This is a genomic window from Candidatus Kinetoplastibacterium sorsogonicusi (assembly GCF_003072465.1).
In the GTDB taxonomy this organism is placed as follows: domain Bacteria; phylum Pseudomonadota; class Gammaproteobacteria; order Burkholderiales; family Burkholderiaceae_B; genus Kinetoplastidibacterium; species Kinetoplastidibacterium kentomonadis.
In genome coordinates this window covers 502,911-521,243 of record NZ_CP025628.1, presented here as the reverse complement: position 1 = coordinate 521,243, position 18,333 = coordinate 502,911, and the positions used below count along the sequence as shown (strand labels likewise).

Genomic DNA, 18,333 nt, shown 5'->3' with positions numbered 1-18,333 from the left:
TTTTATAATAATATTGTAACAAAAAATGATTAATTAATTATATGAAATTATATTGCAAAATTGAGATTCATTGTTCTCTATTAAAATTTATGGGCAATATTCATTTTTAATATAAAATTATAATATTTATAAAATAAATGAGTATATATGATAAAAAAATTATGTTTTAGTATTTATTTATTAGTATTTCAAATATTTTTTGTATTTGCAAAAGAGATTAGTGATTTTGATAATTATTTTAATTCAATTGATAATTTTAAATGCGATTTTATTATTAAATTAAATAACAATGGTAATTTATTATTTCAAAAAAATAATAAATTAAAAATTACTACATTAGATAATATATATTTATTAGATAAAAGCAGATTCTATATATATGACAAAAAACATAATAGTGTTATAGTATATAATAATTTTTTAAATATTTCTGATATTAATCTATGTAACTTGAAATTAAATTTTCAAGTTACAGAAATTTTATATGATCAAAACCATATATCTAATACCTTTCGTATTACACCAAATAATAAATATGAACATTTATTTAAATATATGGATATTATTTTTGAAAATAAAAAAATTTCATATATAGATATATTAGATATTTTTGATAAAACAATAAGAATTAAAATTATTAATACAAATAATAATCATATTAATGAAAAAGAATTTTCTTTAAATTTATCATCAAGTATAGATATTATAGAGATGTAAAAAGATAATCATGTTGTATGTAAATGAACATATATAGTAATATACCATTAAAATTTGATAAATAATTATGTTATTCTTAAGTTATATGAATTATAAATATGAGAATTTATATTAAATGAAATGTTAGATTTAAATTTATTAAAAAAAGATATTGAAAAAGTTATAAATAGATTAAAATTTCGTGGATTTAATTTTGATCAAAAAAAATTTGATACATTAGAGCATAAAAGAAAATCTATTCAAATTGAAACTGAAAAATATCAATCTATTAGGAATAATTTAGCTAAAAAAATTGGTTATCTTAAGAAAAATAATGAAAATTATTCTAATTTGCTTAAAGAATCTAAGGAATTGATAGATAAAGTTAAAAATTTAGAAAATGAATTAAATTTAGTTTTATCAGAATTAAATGATTTTCTTTCTATGATTCCTAACTTACCTAATGAAAATGTTCCTTTTGGTTTAGATAGCGAAAATAATAAAGAAATTAAGAAATGGATACCAAAAGGTATTAGTAGTAATTTTGTTCTAAAAAATTCTAATTTTGTACCTAAAGATCATGTTGTTATTGGAGAAAAATTAGGTTTAAATTTATCTATTGCTGCTAAGATGTCTGGAGCGCGTTTTTCATTTATGCATGGTAATATAGCAAAATTATATAGAGCTATTAGTCAATTTATGCTAGACTTGCATACTCAAATGCATGGATATACTGAATGTTATACACCGTTTATAGTGAATCAATCTGTTTTATTTGGTGCAGGACAGTTACCTAAATTTCAAAATGAAATGTTTATTGTTTCAAAAGGTTCTAATATTAACAATATATATGATAAAGAAGAAAAGCAGTATTTAATATCAACAGCTGAAATCCCACTCGTTAATACTGTAAAAGATAGCATTTTATCTTTAAAAGATATGCCTATTAAGTTAGTTGCATATACTCCTTGTTTTCGTTCTGAAGCAGGTAGTAGTGGAAAAGATACAAAAGGAATAATTAGACAACATCAATTTGATAAAGTAGAATTAGTACAAATATCAACTCCTGAATTTTCGTATCAATGTATGGAAGATATATTACAACATGCAGAAAAAGTTTTGCAATTGTTAGAAATTCCATATAGAGTAGTTTTATTATGTTCAGGAGATATGGGGTTTTCATCTGCAAAAACTTATGATATAGAAGTATGGATTCCATCACAAAATACATGGAGAGAAATATCATCTATTTCTAATTGTGAATCTTTTCAAGCTCGTAGAATGCATGCTAAATATAGAAATAATAATGGCAAGTTAGAATTTGTACATACTTTAAATGGTTCTGCACTTGCAATTGGTAGAACTTTGATTGCTATTTTAGAAAATTATCAATTGGAAAATGGTGATGTTTTAATTCCTGATGTATTAAAGAAATATATGAATAATCAATCTTTATTATGATTATCAAAATATAATATATGGCGGAGAGAGTGGGATTTGAACCCACGGTACAACAGAAGTTGTACGCCTGATTTCGAGTCAGGTACATTAAGCCGCTCTGTCATCTCTCCAAAAAATAATTTTTTTAATTATTCTTAATGGTTATTATATATTAAACATATATAATATATATATGTTTAATATTGAAATGAATATAAATTATATATGAATCATTATAATTTATATCTAAAATACAAATTTAAATTCATAATGGTATACTTATTCTAAACAATATATTAGTATATCAGTACAAATGTTCCACTATATAATTTTGTTATATTTGTATTCAGTATTTAAATTACAAGTCATAATACTGAACCTTTATTTAGTATTTTAATCAATGAAATATGATATTTATTTGATTGATAACAAACTAAAATATAAATTTTTTATTAAAATGTACTGAAATAAAATATTAATAATTATAAGTACACTAAATATTGTAAGGAATATATGATGGAGATGAATGGCTCTGATATATTAGCACATTGTTTAGCAGAGGAAGGTGTGGAACACGTCTTTGGCTATCCTGGTGGTGCTGTTTTATATATCTATGATGCAATTTTTAAGCAAAAAAAATTTGAACATATTTTGGTCAGACATGAACAAGCTGCTGTACACGCAGCAGATGCATACTCAAGATCCTCTAATAAAGTAGGTGTTTGCATAGTAACTAGTGGTCCTGGAGCTACAAATGCTGTAACTGGTATTGCGACAGCATATATGGATTCAATTCCTATGATTATAATTAGTGGTCAAGTTTCAACTGCAGCTATAGGTGAAGATGCTTTTCAAGAATGTGATACAATAGGTATTACTAGACCATGTGTAAAACATAATTTTTTAGTGAGAGATGTGAAAAATTTAGCTAATATAGTTCACAGAGCTTTTTATATTGCTAAAACAGGAAGACCTGGTCCAGTACTTATAGATATACCTAAAGATGTAAGTTTAGCTAAGTGTGATTACACACCAAATAAATATAATTTAGTAATGAGATCTTATAATCCTGTCAATAAATCTCATCAAGGTCAAATAAAAAAAGCTATTCAACTATTGCTCTCAGCTGAAAGGCCATTAATTTATACTGGTGGTGGTATTGTACTTTCTGATTCTGATAAAGAACTCAGAGAATTAGTTCATAAGTTGAATATACCATGTACTAATACTTTAATGGGTCTTGGCTCTATTTCTTCTCAAGATAAGCATTATTTAGGTATGCCTGGAATGCATGGCACATATGAAGCCAATATGTCTATGCAATATTGTGATGTTTTAGTAGCTATAGGTGCTCGTTTTGATGATAGAGTTATTGGTAATGTAGACCATTTTTATAAGAATATTAGAAAGATTATTCATATAGATATAGACCCATCTAGTATATCTAAAAGAGTATATGCTGATATTCCAATAGTTGGTAATGTAAAAGATGTTCTTATAGAAATTAATTCTCAATTAACAAATAGTTTGGAATATGATATACCATCATTTGATAAATGGTGGAATCAGATAAATGAATGGAGAAAAAAATATAGTATTAAATATATTAATTCTACTGAAGTTATTAAACCACAATATGTAATTGAAAAGTTATGGGAAATTACCAAAGGTAATGCTTTTGTTACATCTGATGTTGGGCAACATCAGATGTGGGCTGCACAATATTATGGATTTAATGATATACGTAAATGGATAAATTCTGGTGGATTAGGTACTATGGGGGTTGGATTACCATATGCTATGGGAGTACAAAAAGCTAATCCTGGAGCTGATATAGCAGTTATTACTGGAGAAGGCTCTATACAAATGAATATTCAAGAATTAGCAACTTGTAAACAATATAACTTTACTCCAAAAATTATTTGCTTAAATAATAGATTTTTAGGTATGGTAAGACAATGGCAAGAAATAGATTATGGTAGTCGTTATTCTCAATCCTACATGGATTCAATACCAGATTTTGTCAAATTAGTTGAAGCATATGGTCATATAGGTATTAAAATTGAAAAACCTGCAGATGTAGAAACAGTTTTATATGAAGCATTTTCAAAATATAAAAATAGATTAGTATTTATGGATTTTATAACAGATCGTACAGAAAATGTATGGCCTATGGTAAAAGCTGGTAGAGGGTTAACTGAAATGATAATGAGCTCTACTTCTAGTGGCTTATAGGAGACTATAATGAAGCATATAATTTCAGTTCTTATGGAAAATGAACCTGGTGCTTTATCAAGAGTTGTTGGTTTATTTTCTGCTCGAGGTTATAATATAGAAACACTTACTGTTTCTCCTACAGAAGATCCAACTCTTTCTAGAATGACGGTTGTCAGTATAGGGTCTGAGGAAATTATTGAACAGATAACTAAACACTTAAATAGGCTAATAGATGTAGTTAAAGTTATAAATTTGACAGATGGTATTCATATAGAAAGAGAGCTAATGCTTATAAAAGTTCGTGCTGTTGGCAAAGATCGTGAAGAAATCAAACGTTTAGCCGATATTTTTCGTGGAAAAATAGTTGATGTTACTTGTAAGTCATATACAATTGAGTTAACAGGAACACAAAATAAATTACAGTCTTTTATAGATTCTATCAATTCAACAGATATATTAGAAACTGTACGTACAGGTGTTTCTGGAATAAGTCGAGGGGAACGTATATTTAAAATATAGCATATTTTAAATAAGTGTTTATTTATGTTGTTTATAAAATGGAGTTATTAATGAAAGTTTTTTATGATAAAGATTCTGATTTATCAATTATTAAAAATAAAACGGTTGCAATCATAGGTTATGGTTCTCAAGGTCATGCACATGCACAAAATTTAAATGATTCTGGTGTAAATGTAATTGTTGGTTTAAGAAAGGGTGGTGAATCTTGGAATAAAGCAGAACAAGCAGGTTTACAGGTTAAAGAAATTGCTGATGCAGTAAAATCATCAGATTTAGTCATGATATTACTACCAGATGAAAATATTGCTTCTGTATATAAAAATGAAATTCATAACAATTTGAAAAAAGGATCTGTATTAGCATTTGCTCATGGGTTTAATATTCATTATGGTCAAGTTATTCCTCGTAAAGATGTAGATGTTATAATGGTTGCACCTAAAGCTCCTGGTCATACAGTTAGAGGAACTTATAAAAATGGTGGTGGAGTACCTCATTTAATTGCTATTCATCAAAATGAATCTGGTATGGCTCGTGATATAGCTCTTGCTTATGCTAGTGCTAATGGTGGTGGTAAGGCTGGTATAATAGAAACTACCTTCAAAGAAGAAACAGAAACAGATTTATTTGGAGAACAAGCTGTTTTATGTGGAGGTACTGTTGAATTAATAAAAGCTGGTTTTGAAACATTAGTTAATGCTGGATATGCTCCAGAAATGGCATATTTCGAATGTTTACATGAACTAAAACTTATTGTTGATTTAATTTACGAGGGTGGCATTGCTAATATGAATTATTCTGTATCAAATAATGCAGAATTTGGTGAATATGAAATTGGTCCACGTGTTGTAACAGAAGATACTAAAAAAGCTATGCGTGAATGTTTACATGAAATTCAAACAGGTGAATATGCTAAGAAGTTTATTTTAGAATCTTTGGCTGGTGCTCCAACATTATCATCTCGTAGAAGAATTAATGCAGAATCACAAATAGAACAAGTAGGAAATAAATTAAGATCTATGATGCCTTGGATTGCTGCTAATAAATTAGTTGATAAATCTAAAAATTAAATATTAAAATATTTAAAAGCGCGCTAATAAAGTTGAATAGCGCGCTATTTTATGCTTTTAAACATATTTGAATATTAAACATTTAGGTTTTACATGCTAGATTCAGATACTCGTTATCACTTTATTTATTTATTGCCTAATATATTTACTACCGCAGCATTATTTGCTGGATTTTATTCAATAATACAATCTATAAATTGCCAATTTGAAATATCTTCTATAGCAATATTTATTGCTATACTATTTGATGCAATGGATGGAAGGATAGCAAGATTAACTAAAACAGAGTCTAATTTTGGAAAGCAATATGATTCTTTATCTGATATGGTTTCTTTTGGTGTAGCTCCTGCTATATTAATTTATAATTATATTTTAATAAATTTAGGAACATTTGGATATTTAGCTACTTTTATATATCTTACTACTGTTGCATTACGTTTAGCCAAATTTAATAATTCTAATATTATTAAAGAATTTTTCCAAGGACTACCAAGTCCAGCTGCTGCAGGTTTAATTACTAGTTTTGTGTGGATATGTGTAGATAATAAATTATCAAATATTTTTTTTGTAAATTGCATGGCTATCAATTTAACTATTTTTACTAGTTTTAATATGTTAGCTAATATTGAGTTTTATAATGGTAAAAATATATCATATAATCATATGTTATCATTTTACAAAATTTTGATTTTTTTATTAATGTTAGCTTTCATCAAAATTAATCCTCCTATTATTTTATTTTCCATTTTTGTTTTTTACAGTATTTCAGGATGGATATGTTTTTGTTTAAAAATCAATTATAATGAAAAATAAATGTATTTTTTATTAAGTTTTCATTATATTTCATATAGTATACATTAAAACATTTATGCTTATTATATAATTGAGAATATTTTTTAATCACGTTAGCTATTCCTCTTAGCTAACGCAAGTTTTTGAGGTCAATAATATATGTTAACTAACAAATTAGATATCATATCTAAATTTCAAAGAAAAGAATCTGATACTGGTTCTTCTGAAGTACAAATTGCATTACTTACAAATCGTATAAATGAATTAACAGAACATTTTAAATTACATAAAAAAGATCATCATTCACGTAGAGGTTTATTAAAAATGGTGAGTCGTCGTCGTAAATTATTAAATTATATCAAATTTAAAAATTCCACCACATATAAATCTTTAATAGAAAAACTTGGTTTACGTAAGTGATCTATAAAAAAGTTTATTTTACCGCGGTGTAGGCATATTTTGATATTTTGTCTAACTGCGGTTTTTTTATTTTGAAGGGTATTTTCATGTTTAATAAAATTACTAAGAATTTTCAGTATGGAAAGCATGAAGTTGTTTTAGAAACTGGTGTTATAGCACGCCAAGCATCAGGTTCTGTATTAGCTTCTATAGATGGTACAGTTGTTTTAGCTACTGTAGTCATTGATAAAGAGATTAAAGAAAATAAAGATTTTTTTCCATTAACAGTTGATTATATAGAAAAAACATATGCTGCTGGACGTATTCCAGGAGGTTTTTTTAAAAGAGAAGGAAAACCTTCTGAAAGAGAAATTTTAATTTCTAGACTTATAGATAGATCAATTCGTCCGTTATTTCCTAAAGGATTTTATAATGAAGTTCAAATAACATTACATACTTTATCTGTAAACCCTGATATTAATCCTGATATTAATGCATTAATTGCAACCTCTGCTGCATTATCTATATCTGGTATACCATTTGAAGGTCCATTAGGAATAGCTAGGGTTGGATATATTAATAATAATTTTGTTTTAAATCCTACAGAAAATCAACTTCAATCATCATCATTAGATTTAATAGTATCTGGAACAGAAGATGGTGTTTTAATGGTAGAATCGAAAGCTTGCGAATTAAATGAAAATATTATGCTAGATGCAATAATGTTTGGTCATCAGAATATGCAAGTAATTATAGAAGCTATTCATGACCTAGTATCGTTAGCAGGTCAACCTGTTTGGAATTGGGAACCAAATATATATTCAGATGAACTTGTTAATAATATAAAAAATATTATTGGTAATAAAATGTCATTAGCTTATGAAATAAAAGATAAGCAATCCAGAGTAAAAAAAATTAATGAAATAAAAAATTATGTAAAAGATTCTTTACAAAAACAGTATGAGAATAATTTAAATATACTTCCTAATAATACTTGTATAGAAAATATAATATTTGATATTGAATATTCATTGGTAAGAAGCAAAATATTAAATGGAGAAGCAAGAATTGATGGGCGAGATACAAGAACTGTAAGGCCTTTAGATATTCAATTAGGATTATTACCTAGAACACATGGAAGTGCATTATTTACTAGAGGTGAAACGCAGGCTTTAGTAATTACTACCTTAGGTACTAAGCATGATGAGCAAATTATAGAAAATATAATGGGTGAATCTCGAGATAAGTTTATCTTTCATTATAATATGCCACCATTTGCTACAGGAGAGATTGGTCGTATAGGAGTTCCAAAAAGGCGAGAAATTGGCCATGGTTATTTAGCAAAAAAAGCTTTAGAATCTTTATTACCAGATCCTGATAATTTTCAATATGCAATTAGAGTAGTGTCAGAAATTACTGAATCAAATGGTTCATCATCTATGGCTTCAGTTTGTGGTGCTTCATTATCTTTAATGGATGCAGGTGTTCCTATGAAAAATCATGTAGCTGGTGTTGCTATGGGTTTAATTTTGGAAAAAGATAAATTTGCAGTATTAACAGATATTATAGGAGATGAAGATCATCTTGGAGATATGGATTTTAAAGTTGCTGGTACTAATGTAGGTATTACTGCATTACAAATGGACATTAAAATCCAAGGGATTAATAAAGATATTATGAAAGTAGCATTAGATCAAGCTAAAGAAGGTAGATTACATATTTTAAATGTAATGAATAATTACATTCAATTTTCTAGGTCTAAATTATCAAATTTTGCTCCAAAAATAGTAAAAATTAATGTAAATCCAGAAAAAATTAGAGATATTATTGGAAAGGGAGGTGCTACAATACGTCTATTAACAGAATCTACTGGAGCACAAATAGATATTTCTGATAATGGTACAATACTAATTTCTAGTAATGATGAATCTAAATTAGAAGATGCTAAAAAAAGGATTTTAGATATTACGACTGATATCGAAATTGGTAAAATTTATAATGGAAATATAATTCGTTTATTAGATTTTGGTGCTATAGTACAAATAATGCCAGGAAAAGATGGTCTATTACATATTTCAGAAATATCTAATAATAGAATAAATAATATAAATGATATTTTAATAATAAATCAAAAAATTCAAGTTAAAGTAATAGATATTGATGATAAAGGCAGAATAAGATTATCTTCAAAATCATTAGATATTAAAAAAGATAATGATATCAAATAAAAATTAATTTAACCATTCATGGTGCACCCAGCCGGAGTCGAACCGGCACGCCCGAAAGCGAGGGATTTTAAGTCCCTTGCGTCTACCAATTCCGCCACGGGTGCTTTAAAAAAATAAAATATTAATTTTAATTATGTCTATTATAAAGTAGAGGCAAAATATAATCAAATTATATTTTCATATATATAAAAAATTTTTATTATTTTATTATATTGATATATAATATAACATATTGGGAAGTTTGGCAGAGTGGTCTAATGCACTGGTCTTGAAAACCAGCAGTCTGAAAAGACTCCAGGGTTCGAATCCCTGAGCTTCCGCCACATATTTCATATATGTTTATTTAATATATAAAGCATTTTTGTAGCATATAACTATTAAATTATTTTATATTTATAATTAATAAACTATTTAATGGAGTTAATATGTTTGCTATTGAAATTATTGCAAATGGTCAACAAAATGTTTTAAATATTACTAAAAAGCACATTCCATCATTTTCTAAACAAGAAGTTTTAATCAAAGTTGCTTATGCAGGTATTAATCGAGCAGATATATTGCAAAAAAAAGGTTATTATAAACCTGATATAGGTATTACAAATATACCTGGTCTTGAAGTAAGTGGTACAATAATAGATGGTGATTTAGAAAATAGCAGTTTTTCTATAGGAGATAAAGTATGCGCTTTATTAGAGGGTGGTGGATATGCAGAATATTGTATCGCTTCATTAAATCAATGTTTGCCATTACCTAAAAATATTACATTACTTGATGCTGCTGGTTTACCAGAAATTTGCTTTACTGTATGGCATAATTTGGTGAAAAAATGTTCTATCAAATCTGGACAATCTATTTTAATACATGGTGGCACAAGTGGTATAGGGACTTTTGCTATTCAACTAGCAAAATTGTTTGGATGTTATGTGTTTTCTACTGTTGGAAGTAATACAAAAGCAAATTTTGCTAAAAATTTAGGAGCAGATATTGTAATAAATTACAATATTGATGATTTTGAAGATAAAATAAATAAAATAACAAATAAAGTTGGTGTTAATTGTATACTAGATATAGTGTCTGGACATTATATTTCTAAAAATATCAATATATTATCTTATGATGGATGTATGTCTATTATATCCATGCTTAGTGGTAATAGATATACTAATATTGATGTAAGCTTGTTATTAAAACGTAGATTGACTATTTTTGGTAATACATTAAGATCACAACCTAAAAAAATAAAATCCATATTAGCTAATGATATATATAATCATATATGGCCTTCATTTGATAAAGGATTTTTAAAACCAATAACCTATGCTTGTTTTCCTTTTGAAAAAGTTAATGAAGCTCATGCACTTATGGAGTCTAGTCAACATATTGGTAAAATTATTTTATCAATGTAATGTTTATTTCTATTTACATAATATATGAATAAATCACATATCAATAGTAAGTTTATTATAGGCAATTGGAAAATGAATGGTTCTTTAAAAGAAAATTTCATTTTTCTCTCAAAATTAAAAAATATAAATTCAAATAAATATCATCAAATGGGTATTTGTGTTCCATTTCCTTATCTATTTCAAGCAAATGAATTGCTTAATGGTAGTAAAATACTATGGGGAGCTCAAGATATTAGTTCTTATGATAAAGGAGCATATACTGGTCAAGTATCTGCTTTTATGATAAAAGATTTTAATTGTAAATTAGTAATTATAGGTCATTCTGAAAGAAGATTATTTCAACATGAAAATGAATCTATTATTTTTAAGAAAATTGTTATTTCTTTAAATAATTCATTGATTCCTATTGTTTGCTTTGGAGAAACGTTAAATATTCGTAATAATGGAAATACTTTAGCATATATTGATAAACAATTAAAAAAAGTTTTTAAATTAAATAAAGATTTATTATCAAGAGTAATTTTTGCTTATGAACCTTTATGGGCAATAGGATCTGGGTATTCTGCAACACAAGAACAGATTTATGAAGTTCATAATCATGTAAAAAAAAGGTTGTATAATTTAGGTGTTACATCTACATGTATTTTATATGGTGGCAGTGTAAATTCTAAAAATTCTTCATATTTACTAAATATTTCAGGAGTAGATGGGGTATTAATTGGAGGTGCCTCATTATTAATTGATGAATTTTTAAAAATTTCAATAATTTCTTAAAATTTTTAAGGTATTTCAATGTCTTTTATAAATTTTTTAATAATTATACAAATATTATCTTCTATATTAATTATTATTATTGTATTAATGCAAAATGGTAAGGGTATTGATCTTGGTTCATATCCATCTTCAAATAGTATATTTGGAGCTGCTGGAGCATCAACATTTCTCTTTAATACAACTAAATGGTTAACAGTTATTTTTTTTTCAACAACAATAGCATTATGTTATTTTATGTATCAAAAAAATAATACTAATATTAGTATTATGCAACAAAACGAGGTTAATGCAACTTTGATACCTTCTATAGATAGTTCTACTGATTAATAATTTAATATTATATTAACTAAGATTATTTTATAAAATAAATTTTATGGTAGAATTATTACAATTATTTTTTATTAATTTATTTTCTATTGCCGATGTGGTGGAATTGGTAGACACGCTATCTTGAGGGGGTAGTAACAAAAGTTGTGCGAGTTCGAGTCTCGCCATCGGCACCATATTTATATGATTAAATTTTAAGTTAATTAATATAAATAAATTAATTTATGTATACTGATAAATTTAAATGTGTTGTTTTATATAAAAGGATTTTAGAACGATAACATCTTTTAATTAATTTAGATTTATAATAAATATGATATATAGATTTTTATATTATTAATTATTTTAATTTATAAAAGATATTGTTGTTTTTTGCAAAAAAATTAGTATTTTATTTTTTAACGTAGCTATTATGGCTAAATTTTGATGCAATATTCACAATTTTTAAAAAAAAATTGTTTGGGTGACTTATTTTTGTTAGTTTCCATTATTGCTAAATTGCTTCTCTTATTATTGAAATTAACGGAGATTTCTTAGATGAAAAAAACTCTGCTAGCTGCAGCTTTATTTACTGGTTTAACTAGTATCGCTGTAGCAGAAACTTCTGTTACCCTGTATGGGTTATTAGATACTGGTATTGGTTACAATAGAATTAAAGTCGAAGATGTTGAACTTAAACATCATAGTTTAAGTCGTGTTGGTCCACTTGCTGGTGTGCAAAGTGGATCACATTGGGGATTTCGTGGTGTTGAAGATATTTGTGATGACTGGAGTGCTATTTTTACCATAGAAGGTGGAGTTAATTCTACTGATGGTGCCCCAAAAGATTACCGTTTGTTTGGACGTCAAATTACAGTAGGTATTTCGAATAAATTTTTTGGTAAAATTGAGCTAGGCCGTCAATCTAATATTTCATCTAAATATTTTTCTACTATTGATCCTTTTGGGTATGGATTTTCTCAAGCTTCTATAGGTATGACTATGGGATCAGTGAATATGCGTCATGATAATATGGCATTATATCAAACTCCTATTATTAATGGTATACAAATGGGTTTAGGTTACTCATTTTGCTCTGATACTCAAGATTTACCATCATTGTCTGATTGGTATACATCTGATAATGATCGTGCTATTACAGTTGGTATGCGCTATAGTAAAGGTGGACCTTTGACTTTAGCTGCATCTTATGATCGTATTATTGGATCCAATATACGAGGCGATGATGCAGAAAAAGATTTATCTTCATATATGCTAGGTGGTAGTTATGATTTAGGATCTATTAAAATTTCTTCTGCATATAGCAAGATGAGTAATGGTTGGTTAGGTATGTTCAATGCTCCTGGTTATAAAGATGTTACAGCAATGATATTAGATCGTTTTTGCTTTAGAAAAGGATTTCATGCAGATTCATATATGCTTGGTATGAAAAAATCTATTAATAAGTCTACTAATATATTCGGATCATGGCAAAAAGTTGTAATACGAGATAAGCATTTACCAACCAGTCTATTACTTACATATGGCAATGATGATCAAAATGTATATAGTATTGGATATACTTATGATATTAATAAAAGAACAAATTTATATGCATATGGTTCTTATTCTACTGAGCATCTATTTGTAAAAGGAGCAAAAAGTAAGTCATTTGCAGTAGGATTACGTCATCGTTTTTAAATTATATTAATATCTATTGTATATTCAAAAAAATAATGGATAAAAATTTAAAATGGTAAATAGTATATGAATTTACAAGAATATTTGTACATATTGTTATTTATAATAATAGCATTTTTATTAGGTTTTATATTATTATCTATAGGTTTTATTTTAGGTAAAAAAAATCCTAATAAAGATAAGTTATCTGCATATGAATGTGGCTTTGATACTTTTAGTGAAGCTCAAATGCAATTTGATGTTCGTTATTATTTAGTAGCAATACTATTTGTATTATTTGATTTAGAAATAGCATTTTTATTCCCATGGGCTGCTTCTAGCTCAGTTTTAGGTGATGTTAGTTTTTGGAGTGCCATAATTTTTATTGTTATTTTAGCTATTGGTTTTATATATGAATGGTTAAAAGGTGCTATTGATTGGGAATAATTTTATATAAAATACTTAATTTTTTAAGGTTTAATTAAAAATGTCTATAAGTAGTAGTTTTTCTGAAAAAGGTTTTTTGCTTACTAATGCTGATAAATTGTTAAATTGGGCTAAAACTGGTTCTATATGGCCAGTCACTTTTGGTTTAGCTTGTTGTGCTGTAGAAATGATGCATGCTGGTGCAGCTCGTTATGATTTAGATCAATTTGGTGTGATGTTTAGGCCAAGTCCACGTCAAGCTGATTTAATGATCATTGCAGGTACATTATGTAATAAAATGGCTCCAGCTTTGAGGAAAGTATATGATCAGATGCCTGAACCAAAATGGGTATTGTCAATGGGTTCCTGTGCAAATGGAGGAGGATATTATCATTATTCTTATTCTGTAGTAAGAGGGTCTGATAAAGTTGTACCAGTTGATATTTATGTACCTGGTTGCCCTCCTACTGCTGAAGCATTAATGTATGGTATTATACAGTTACAAAACAAAATTCGTTTAACTAATACTATAGCTCGCTAGTAATTAATATTTTTAATTAGACGAGAAGTAAATTTCTACATATATTATGAATAGCTTATTAAAACTAAAATCTATTTTAGAAAAAAATTTTACTAAAAATTCTACTATAGAGTGTAAATTCAATGAAATTACTTTAAATGTTTCTGAAAATCAATGGCTAGATACTTGTTTTTTTTTAAAAAATCATATAGAGCTAAATTTTGATGTATGTGTAGATTTATGTGTGATAGATTATCTTACTTGGAATCTTGAATCAAGAGAACTAGATAGCAAAGAGTTATCTACTAATATAGATAATAGGTTTTCTGTAGTAATTCATCTTTTATCTATATCTAATAATTGGCGATTGAGAGTTAAATCCAGTATAAAAGATAGTGAATTACCAAGTATAGAATCTTTAACTACATGTTGGCCTAGTGTTGGATGGTTTGAAAGGGAGGCTTTTGATTTATTTGGTATTACTTTTAATAATCATAATGATTTACGTAGGATTTTAACTGATTATGGTTTTATTGGGCATCCTATGAGAAAAGATTTTCCTTTATCTGGAAATGTTGAGATAACATACGATAAAAAGGCTAAAAAAGTAAAATATCAAAAAACAAATATTATTCCTAGAGAAATAACACCTAGAGTTGTTCATTATGATAATAAATTGAGATCAAATAATCATGGCAGAAATTAAAAGTTATACATTAAATTTTGGACCACAACATCCTGCTGCTCATGGTGTACTACGTTTAATTTTAGAGTTAGATGGTGAAGTTATTCTTCGTGCTGATCCTCATATAGGATTATTGCATAGAGCTACAGAAAAATTAATAGAACATAAAACTTATATACAAGCATTACCTTATATGGATAGATTAGATTATGTTTCTATGATGTGTAATGAGCATGCATATGTAATGGCTATAGAAAAAATGCTCAATATTGAAATTCCAATAAGAGCAAAATATATACGAGTAATGTTTGATGAAATTACTCGTATTTTAAATCATCTGATGTCACTTGGTTCTCATGCCCTTGATGTAGGAGCTATGGCTGTATTTTTATATGCTTTTAGAGAACGAGAAGATTTAATGGATTGTTATGAAGCAGTTTCTGGAGCTAGAATGCATGCTGCTTATTATAGACCAGGTGGGGTATATAGAGATTTACCAGATTCAATGCCTAAATATGGAGATTCTAGTAAATATAGAGGTAGTAAAGAATTCAAAAAAATGAACGAAGCTCGTTCAGGATCATTATTAGATTTTATATATGATTTTACCGAAAGATTTCCATCATGTATTGATGAATATGAGACATTATTAACGAATAACCCTATTTGGAAACAGAGATTAGTAGGTATTGGTGTTGTAGATCCTGATAGAGCAAAAGCGTTAGGTTTTTCGGGACCTATGTTGCGTGGATCTGGAATTTGTTGGGATTTGAGGAAATCTCAACCATATGAAGTATATAAAGATTTAAATTTTGATATTCCTATAGGCAAAAATGGTGATTGTTATGATAGATACCTTGTAAGAATTGCTGAAATGAGAGAAAGTAATCGAATTATACGTCAATGTGTAAATTGGTTAAAAGTAAATAAAGGACCAGTGATCATTAATGATCATAAAATAGCTCCACCTAATAGGATAGATATGAAATCTAATATGGAAGAATTAATTCACCATTTTAAGTTATTTAGCCAAGGATTTTGTTTACCTATTGGTCAGGTATATTCAGCTATTGAGCACCCTAAAGGTGAATTTGGGATTTATTTAGTTTCCGATGGAGCAAATAAACCTTATAGAATAAAAATAAGGGCACCTGGCTTTGCTCATCTCCAAGCTTTAGATGAAATGACAAGAGGTCATATGATATCTGATGCAGTAACAATAATTGGAACACAAGATATCGTTTTTGGAGAGATAGATCGTTAATTTATTAAATTTTTCAATTTATATTGGGATGTAAATTATGCTTTTGTCTGAACAAGCTTATAAAGATATTGATAAAGAAATATCAAAGTTTCCTATAGATAAAAAACAATCAGCAATTATTGCTGCTCTTGCGATAGCACAAAAAGAAAAAAATTGGTTGTCAAATGAGATTATAGAAGAAGTTGCTAATTATCTTAATATTCCAGCAATTAAAGCTCAAGAAATAGCAACATTTTATAATATGTTTAATACTTTACCTGTTGGTAAATACAAAATTTCAATTTGTACAAATTTACCATGTGCTTTACGTGGTTCTAAACAAGTTGCTAATTATATATGTAAAAGATTAAATACAAAATTTAAAGAAATTACTAAAGATAATAAATTTAGTGTTATTGAAACAGAATGTATGGGTGCTTGTGGGGATGCTCCAGTTATTTTGATAAATAATCAAAATATGCATATAAAAATGACTGAAGAAAAAATAGATTCACTATTAAATAAATTAGATCAAGATGAAGCATAAGAGAATTAAATATGAAAAAAATCGATTTACCTCCAAGTCTTTTGCCTAATATTTCTGATGATGTTACAAATTCTATGTGTTTACATAATAGACATATCAGCCCTCAAATTATGGCTAATCTTGATGGATATAATTGGAAAATAAATGATTATATAAATCGTGATGGTTATATAGCTTTAAAAAATATCATCAAAAATAATATCCTTCCTAATGAAATTATATTAGAAATAACTAACTCTGGACTTAGAGGAAGAGGAGGAGCTGGGTTTCCTACAGGTATTAAATGGGGATTTATAACAAAAGATACAAATATTAAAAAGTATCTTATTTGTAATTCAGATGAAGGTGAACCAGGTACTTTTAAAGATAGAGATATATTAAGATTTAATCCACATATAGTAATAGAAGGTATGATTATAGCTGCTTATGCTATGGGTATTGATATTGGTTATAATTATATACATGGAGAAATTTTTGAAGTTTATAAAAGATTTGAATTTGCAATTGAAGAAGCTAGAAATTTAGGATTTTTAGGCAAAAATATTTTAGGTTCTAAATTTAATTTTGATTTATATGCAGTACATGGTTATGGTGCATATATATGTGGAGAAGAGACAGCTTTATTAGAATCTTTAGAAGGTAATAAAGGTCAACCTCGCTTTAAACCTCCATTTCCTGCACAGTTTGGTTTATATGGTAAACCTACAGTCATAAATAATACAGAAACTTTTGCTGCTATACCATGGATCATTAGACATGGAGCACATTCATATTCAAAAATAGGTATAAATAATAGTACTGGTACAAAGATTTTTTCTATTAGTGGAGATGTAAATTTACCAGGTAATTATGAAGTGCCACTTGGAACCTCATTTATTGATTTATTAGGATTAGCTGGCGGAGTACGTCAAGGTAATACATTAAAAGCTGTTATTCCTGGTGGTTCTAGTTCTCCAGTATTACCTAGTCATATAATAAATAAAATTTCTATGGATTATGATGCAATATCAAAAGCAGGTTCTATGTTAGGTTCTGGTGCCGTGATTGTATTAGATCATACAAGATGTATGGTCAAATCTTTGATGCAATTATCTTTATTTTATGCTGAAGAAAGTTGCGGTCAATGTACTCCTTGTAGAGAAGGTACTTATTGGTTATATAATATAATACATAAAATAGAAATAGGTAAAGGCACTTTAGAAGATTTGGATCTTTTAAAATCCGTATCAAATAATATAATTGGTAACACTATATGTGCACTTGGTGATGCTGCTGTTATGCCTATTAATAGTTTTTTACAACATTTTTGGGATGAATTTGTTTACCATATTGAACATAAATCATGTTTAGTCCCTCAATATTTATAGAGTTATAGTGAAATGGATAAC

General features: G+C 27.3%; 18 protein-coding genes and 4 tRNA genes. 20 read left to right on the top strand and 2 right to left on the bottom strand.

The window, feature by feature from the left end; genetic code table 11:
• The first annotated feature begins 147 nt into the window (after window positions 1-147).
• Entirely contained in the window at window positions 148-717 is a 570-nt protein-coding gene (locus CKSOR_RS02495; protein WP_108674012.1) for a LolA family protein, read from the top strand.
• Window positions 718-837: 120 nt separating this feature from the next.
• Window positions 838-2,157 carry a serine--tRNA ligase gene (gene serS, locus CKSOR_RS02490; RefSeq protein WP_108674011.1) on the top strand — a complete coding sequence of 440 codons (1,320 nt, stop codon included), beginning with the start codon at window positions 838-840 and terminating at the stop codon, window positions 2,155-2,157.
• A gap of 18 nt (window positions 2,158-2,175) precedes the next feature.
• Here serS and CKSOR_RS02485 read toward each other — a convergent pair.
• Window positions 2,176-2,267 (bottom strand) — tRNA-Ser (locus CKSOR_RS02485).
• A gap of 385 nt (window positions 2,268-2,652) precedes the next feature.
• Here CKSOR_RS02485 and ilvB point away from each other — a divergent pair.
• The 6 genes from ilvB (at window position 2,653) to pnp (ending at window position 9,358) form a co-directional block, all read left to right on the top strand.
• Window positions 2,653-4,371, top strand: coding sequence for a biosynthetic-type acetolactate synthase large subunit (gene ilvB, locus CKSOR_RS02480; protein WP_108674010.1), 1,719 nt, complete (start codon window positions 2,653-2,655; stop codon window positions 4,369-4,371).
• A gap of 9 nt (window positions 4,372-4,380) precedes the next feature.
• Window positions 4,381-4,872 carry an acetolactate synthase small subunit gene (gene ilvN, locus CKSOR_RS02475; RefSeq protein WP_108674009.1) on the top strand — a complete coding sequence of 164 codons (492 nt, stop codon included), beginning with the start codon at window positions 4,381-4,383 and terminating at the stop codon, window positions 4,870-4,872.
• A gap of 50 nt (window positions 4,873-4,922) precedes the next feature.
• Complete coding sequence (ilvC, locus tag CKSOR_RS02470; protein ID WP_108674008.1) at window positions 4,923-5,939, top strand: ketol-acid reductoisomerase; 1,017 nt, start codon at window positions 4,923-4,925, stop codon at window positions 5,937-5,939.
• A 93-nt stretch (window positions 5,940-6,032) separates the two neighbouring features.
• Window positions 6,033-6,752, top strand: a complete 720-nt coding sequence (gene pssA, locus CKSOR_RS02465) for a CDP-diacylglycerol--serine O-phosphatidyltransferase (RefSeq protein WP_108674007.1) — start codon at window positions 6,033-6,035, stop codon at window positions 6,750-6,752.
• A gap of 138 nt (window positions 6,753-6,890) precedes the next feature.
• Window positions 6,891-7,151 (top strand): 30S ribosomal protein S15, encoded by a 261-nt coding sequence (gene rpsO, locus CKSOR_RS02460; RefSeq protein WP_108674006.1) that lies wholly within the window; start codon window positions 6,891-6,893, stop codon window positions 7,149-7,151.
• Between the two features lie 86 nt (window positions 7,152-7,237).
• Complete coding sequence (gene pnp / locus CKSOR_RS02455) at window positions 7,238-9,358, top strand: polyribonucleotide nucleotidyltransferase (protein WP_108674005.1); 2,121 nt, start codon at window positions 7,238-7,240, stop codon at window positions 9,356-9,358.
• A 19-nt stretch (window positions 9,359-9,377) separates the two neighbouring features.
• On the opposite strand, the gene CKSOR_RS02450 is transcribed toward pnp, so the two are convergent.
• Window positions 9,378-9,462, bottom strand: a tRNA-Leu gene (locus tag CKSOR_RS02450).
• Window positions 9,463-9,593: 131 nt separating this feature from the next.
• Between CKSOR_RS02450 and CKSOR_RS02445 the strand changes: the two genes are divergently transcribed.
• The 12 genes from CKSOR_RS02445 to nuoF all read left to right on the top strand — a co-directional run bounded on the left by CKSOR_RS02445 (window position 9,594) and on the right by nuoF (window position 18,312).
• Window positions 9,594-9,681: transfer RNA gene (locus tag CKSOR_RS02445), tRNA-Ser, on the top strand.
• A 102-nt stretch (window positions 9,682-9,783) separates the two neighbouring features.
• Window positions 9,784-10,764 (top strand): NAD(P)H-quinone oxidoreductase, encoded by a 981-nt coding sequence (locus CKSOR_RS02440; protein ID WP_108674004.1) that lies wholly within the window; start codon window positions 9,784-9,786, stop codon window positions 10,762-10,764.
• Between the two features lie 24 nt (window positions 10,765-10,788).
• A complete protein-coding gene (tpiA, locus tag CKSOR_RS02435) occupies window positions 10,789-11,538 on the top strand; it encodes a triose-phosphate isomerase (protein WP_108674003.1) in 750 nt (249 codons plus the stop codon).
• Between the two features lie 18 nt (window positions 11,539-11,556).
• Complete coding sequence (secG, locus tag CKSOR_RS02430; RefSeq protein WP_108674002.1) at window positions 11,557-11,865, top strand: preprotein translocase subunit SecG; 309 nt, start codon at window positions 11,557-11,559, stop codon at window positions 11,863-11,865.
• Between the two features lie 91 nt (window positions 11,866-11,956).
• Window positions 11,957-12,041: transfer RNA gene (locus CKSOR_RS02425), tRNA-Leu, on the top strand.
• Window positions 12,042-12,402: 361 nt separating this feature from the next.
• Window positions 12,403-13,545 (top strand): porin, encoded by a 1,143-nt coding sequence (locus CKSOR_RS02420; RefSeq protein WP_108674001.1) that lies wholly within the window; start codon window positions 12,403-12,405, stop codon window positions 13,543-13,545.
• A gap of 66 nt (window positions 13,546-13,611) precedes the next feature.
• Window positions 13,612-13,971 carry an NADH-quinone oxidoreductase subunit A gene (ndhC, locus tag CKSOR_RS02415; protein WP_108674000.1) on the top strand — a complete coding sequence of 120 codons (360 nt, stop codon included), beginning with the start codon at window positions 13,612-13,614 and terminating at the stop codon, window positions 13,969-13,971.
• Window positions 13,972-14,011: 40 nt separating this feature from the next.
• A complete protein-coding gene (locus CKSOR_RS02410; RefSeq protein WP_108673999.1) occupies window positions 14,012-14,491 on the top strand; it encodes a NuoB/complex I 20 kDa subunit family protein in 480 nt (159 codons plus the stop codon).
• Window positions 14,492-14,537: 46 nt separating this feature from the next.
• The gene (locus CKSOR_RS02405; RefSeq protein ID WP_108673998.1) at window positions 14,538-15,176 is read left to right on the top strand and encodes an NADH-quinone oxidoreductase subunit C; all 639 of its coding nucleotides are present in this window, start codon (window positions 14,538-14,540) and stop codon (window positions 15,174-15,176) included.
• Window positions 15,163-16,419 carry an NADH-quinone oxidoreductase subunit D gene (locus CKSOR_RS02400; protein WP_108673997.1) on the top strand — a complete coding sequence of 419 codons (1,257 nt, stop codon included), beginning with the start codon at window positions 15,163-15,165 and terminating at the stop codon, window positions 16,417-16,419. Before CKSOR_RS02405 ends, CKSOR_RS02400 begins: the two co-directional genes overlap by 14 nt.
• A gap of 37 nt (window positions 16,420-16,456) precedes the next feature.
• Complete coding sequence (gene nuoE / locus CKSOR_RS02395; protein WP_108673996.1) at window positions 16,457-16,945, top strand: NADH-quinone oxidoreductase subunit NuoE; 489 nt, start codon at window positions 16,457-16,459, stop codon at window positions 16,943-16,945.
• An 11-nt stretch (window positions 16,946-16,956) separates the two neighbouring features.
• Complete coding sequence (nuoF, locus tag CKSOR_RS02390) at window positions 16,957-18,312, top strand: NADH-quinone oxidoreductase subunit NuoF (RefSeq protein WP_108673995.1); 1,356 nt, start codon at window positions 16,957-16,959, stop codon at window positions 18,310-18,312.
• Window positions 18,313-18,333: the final 21 nt, after the last annotated feature.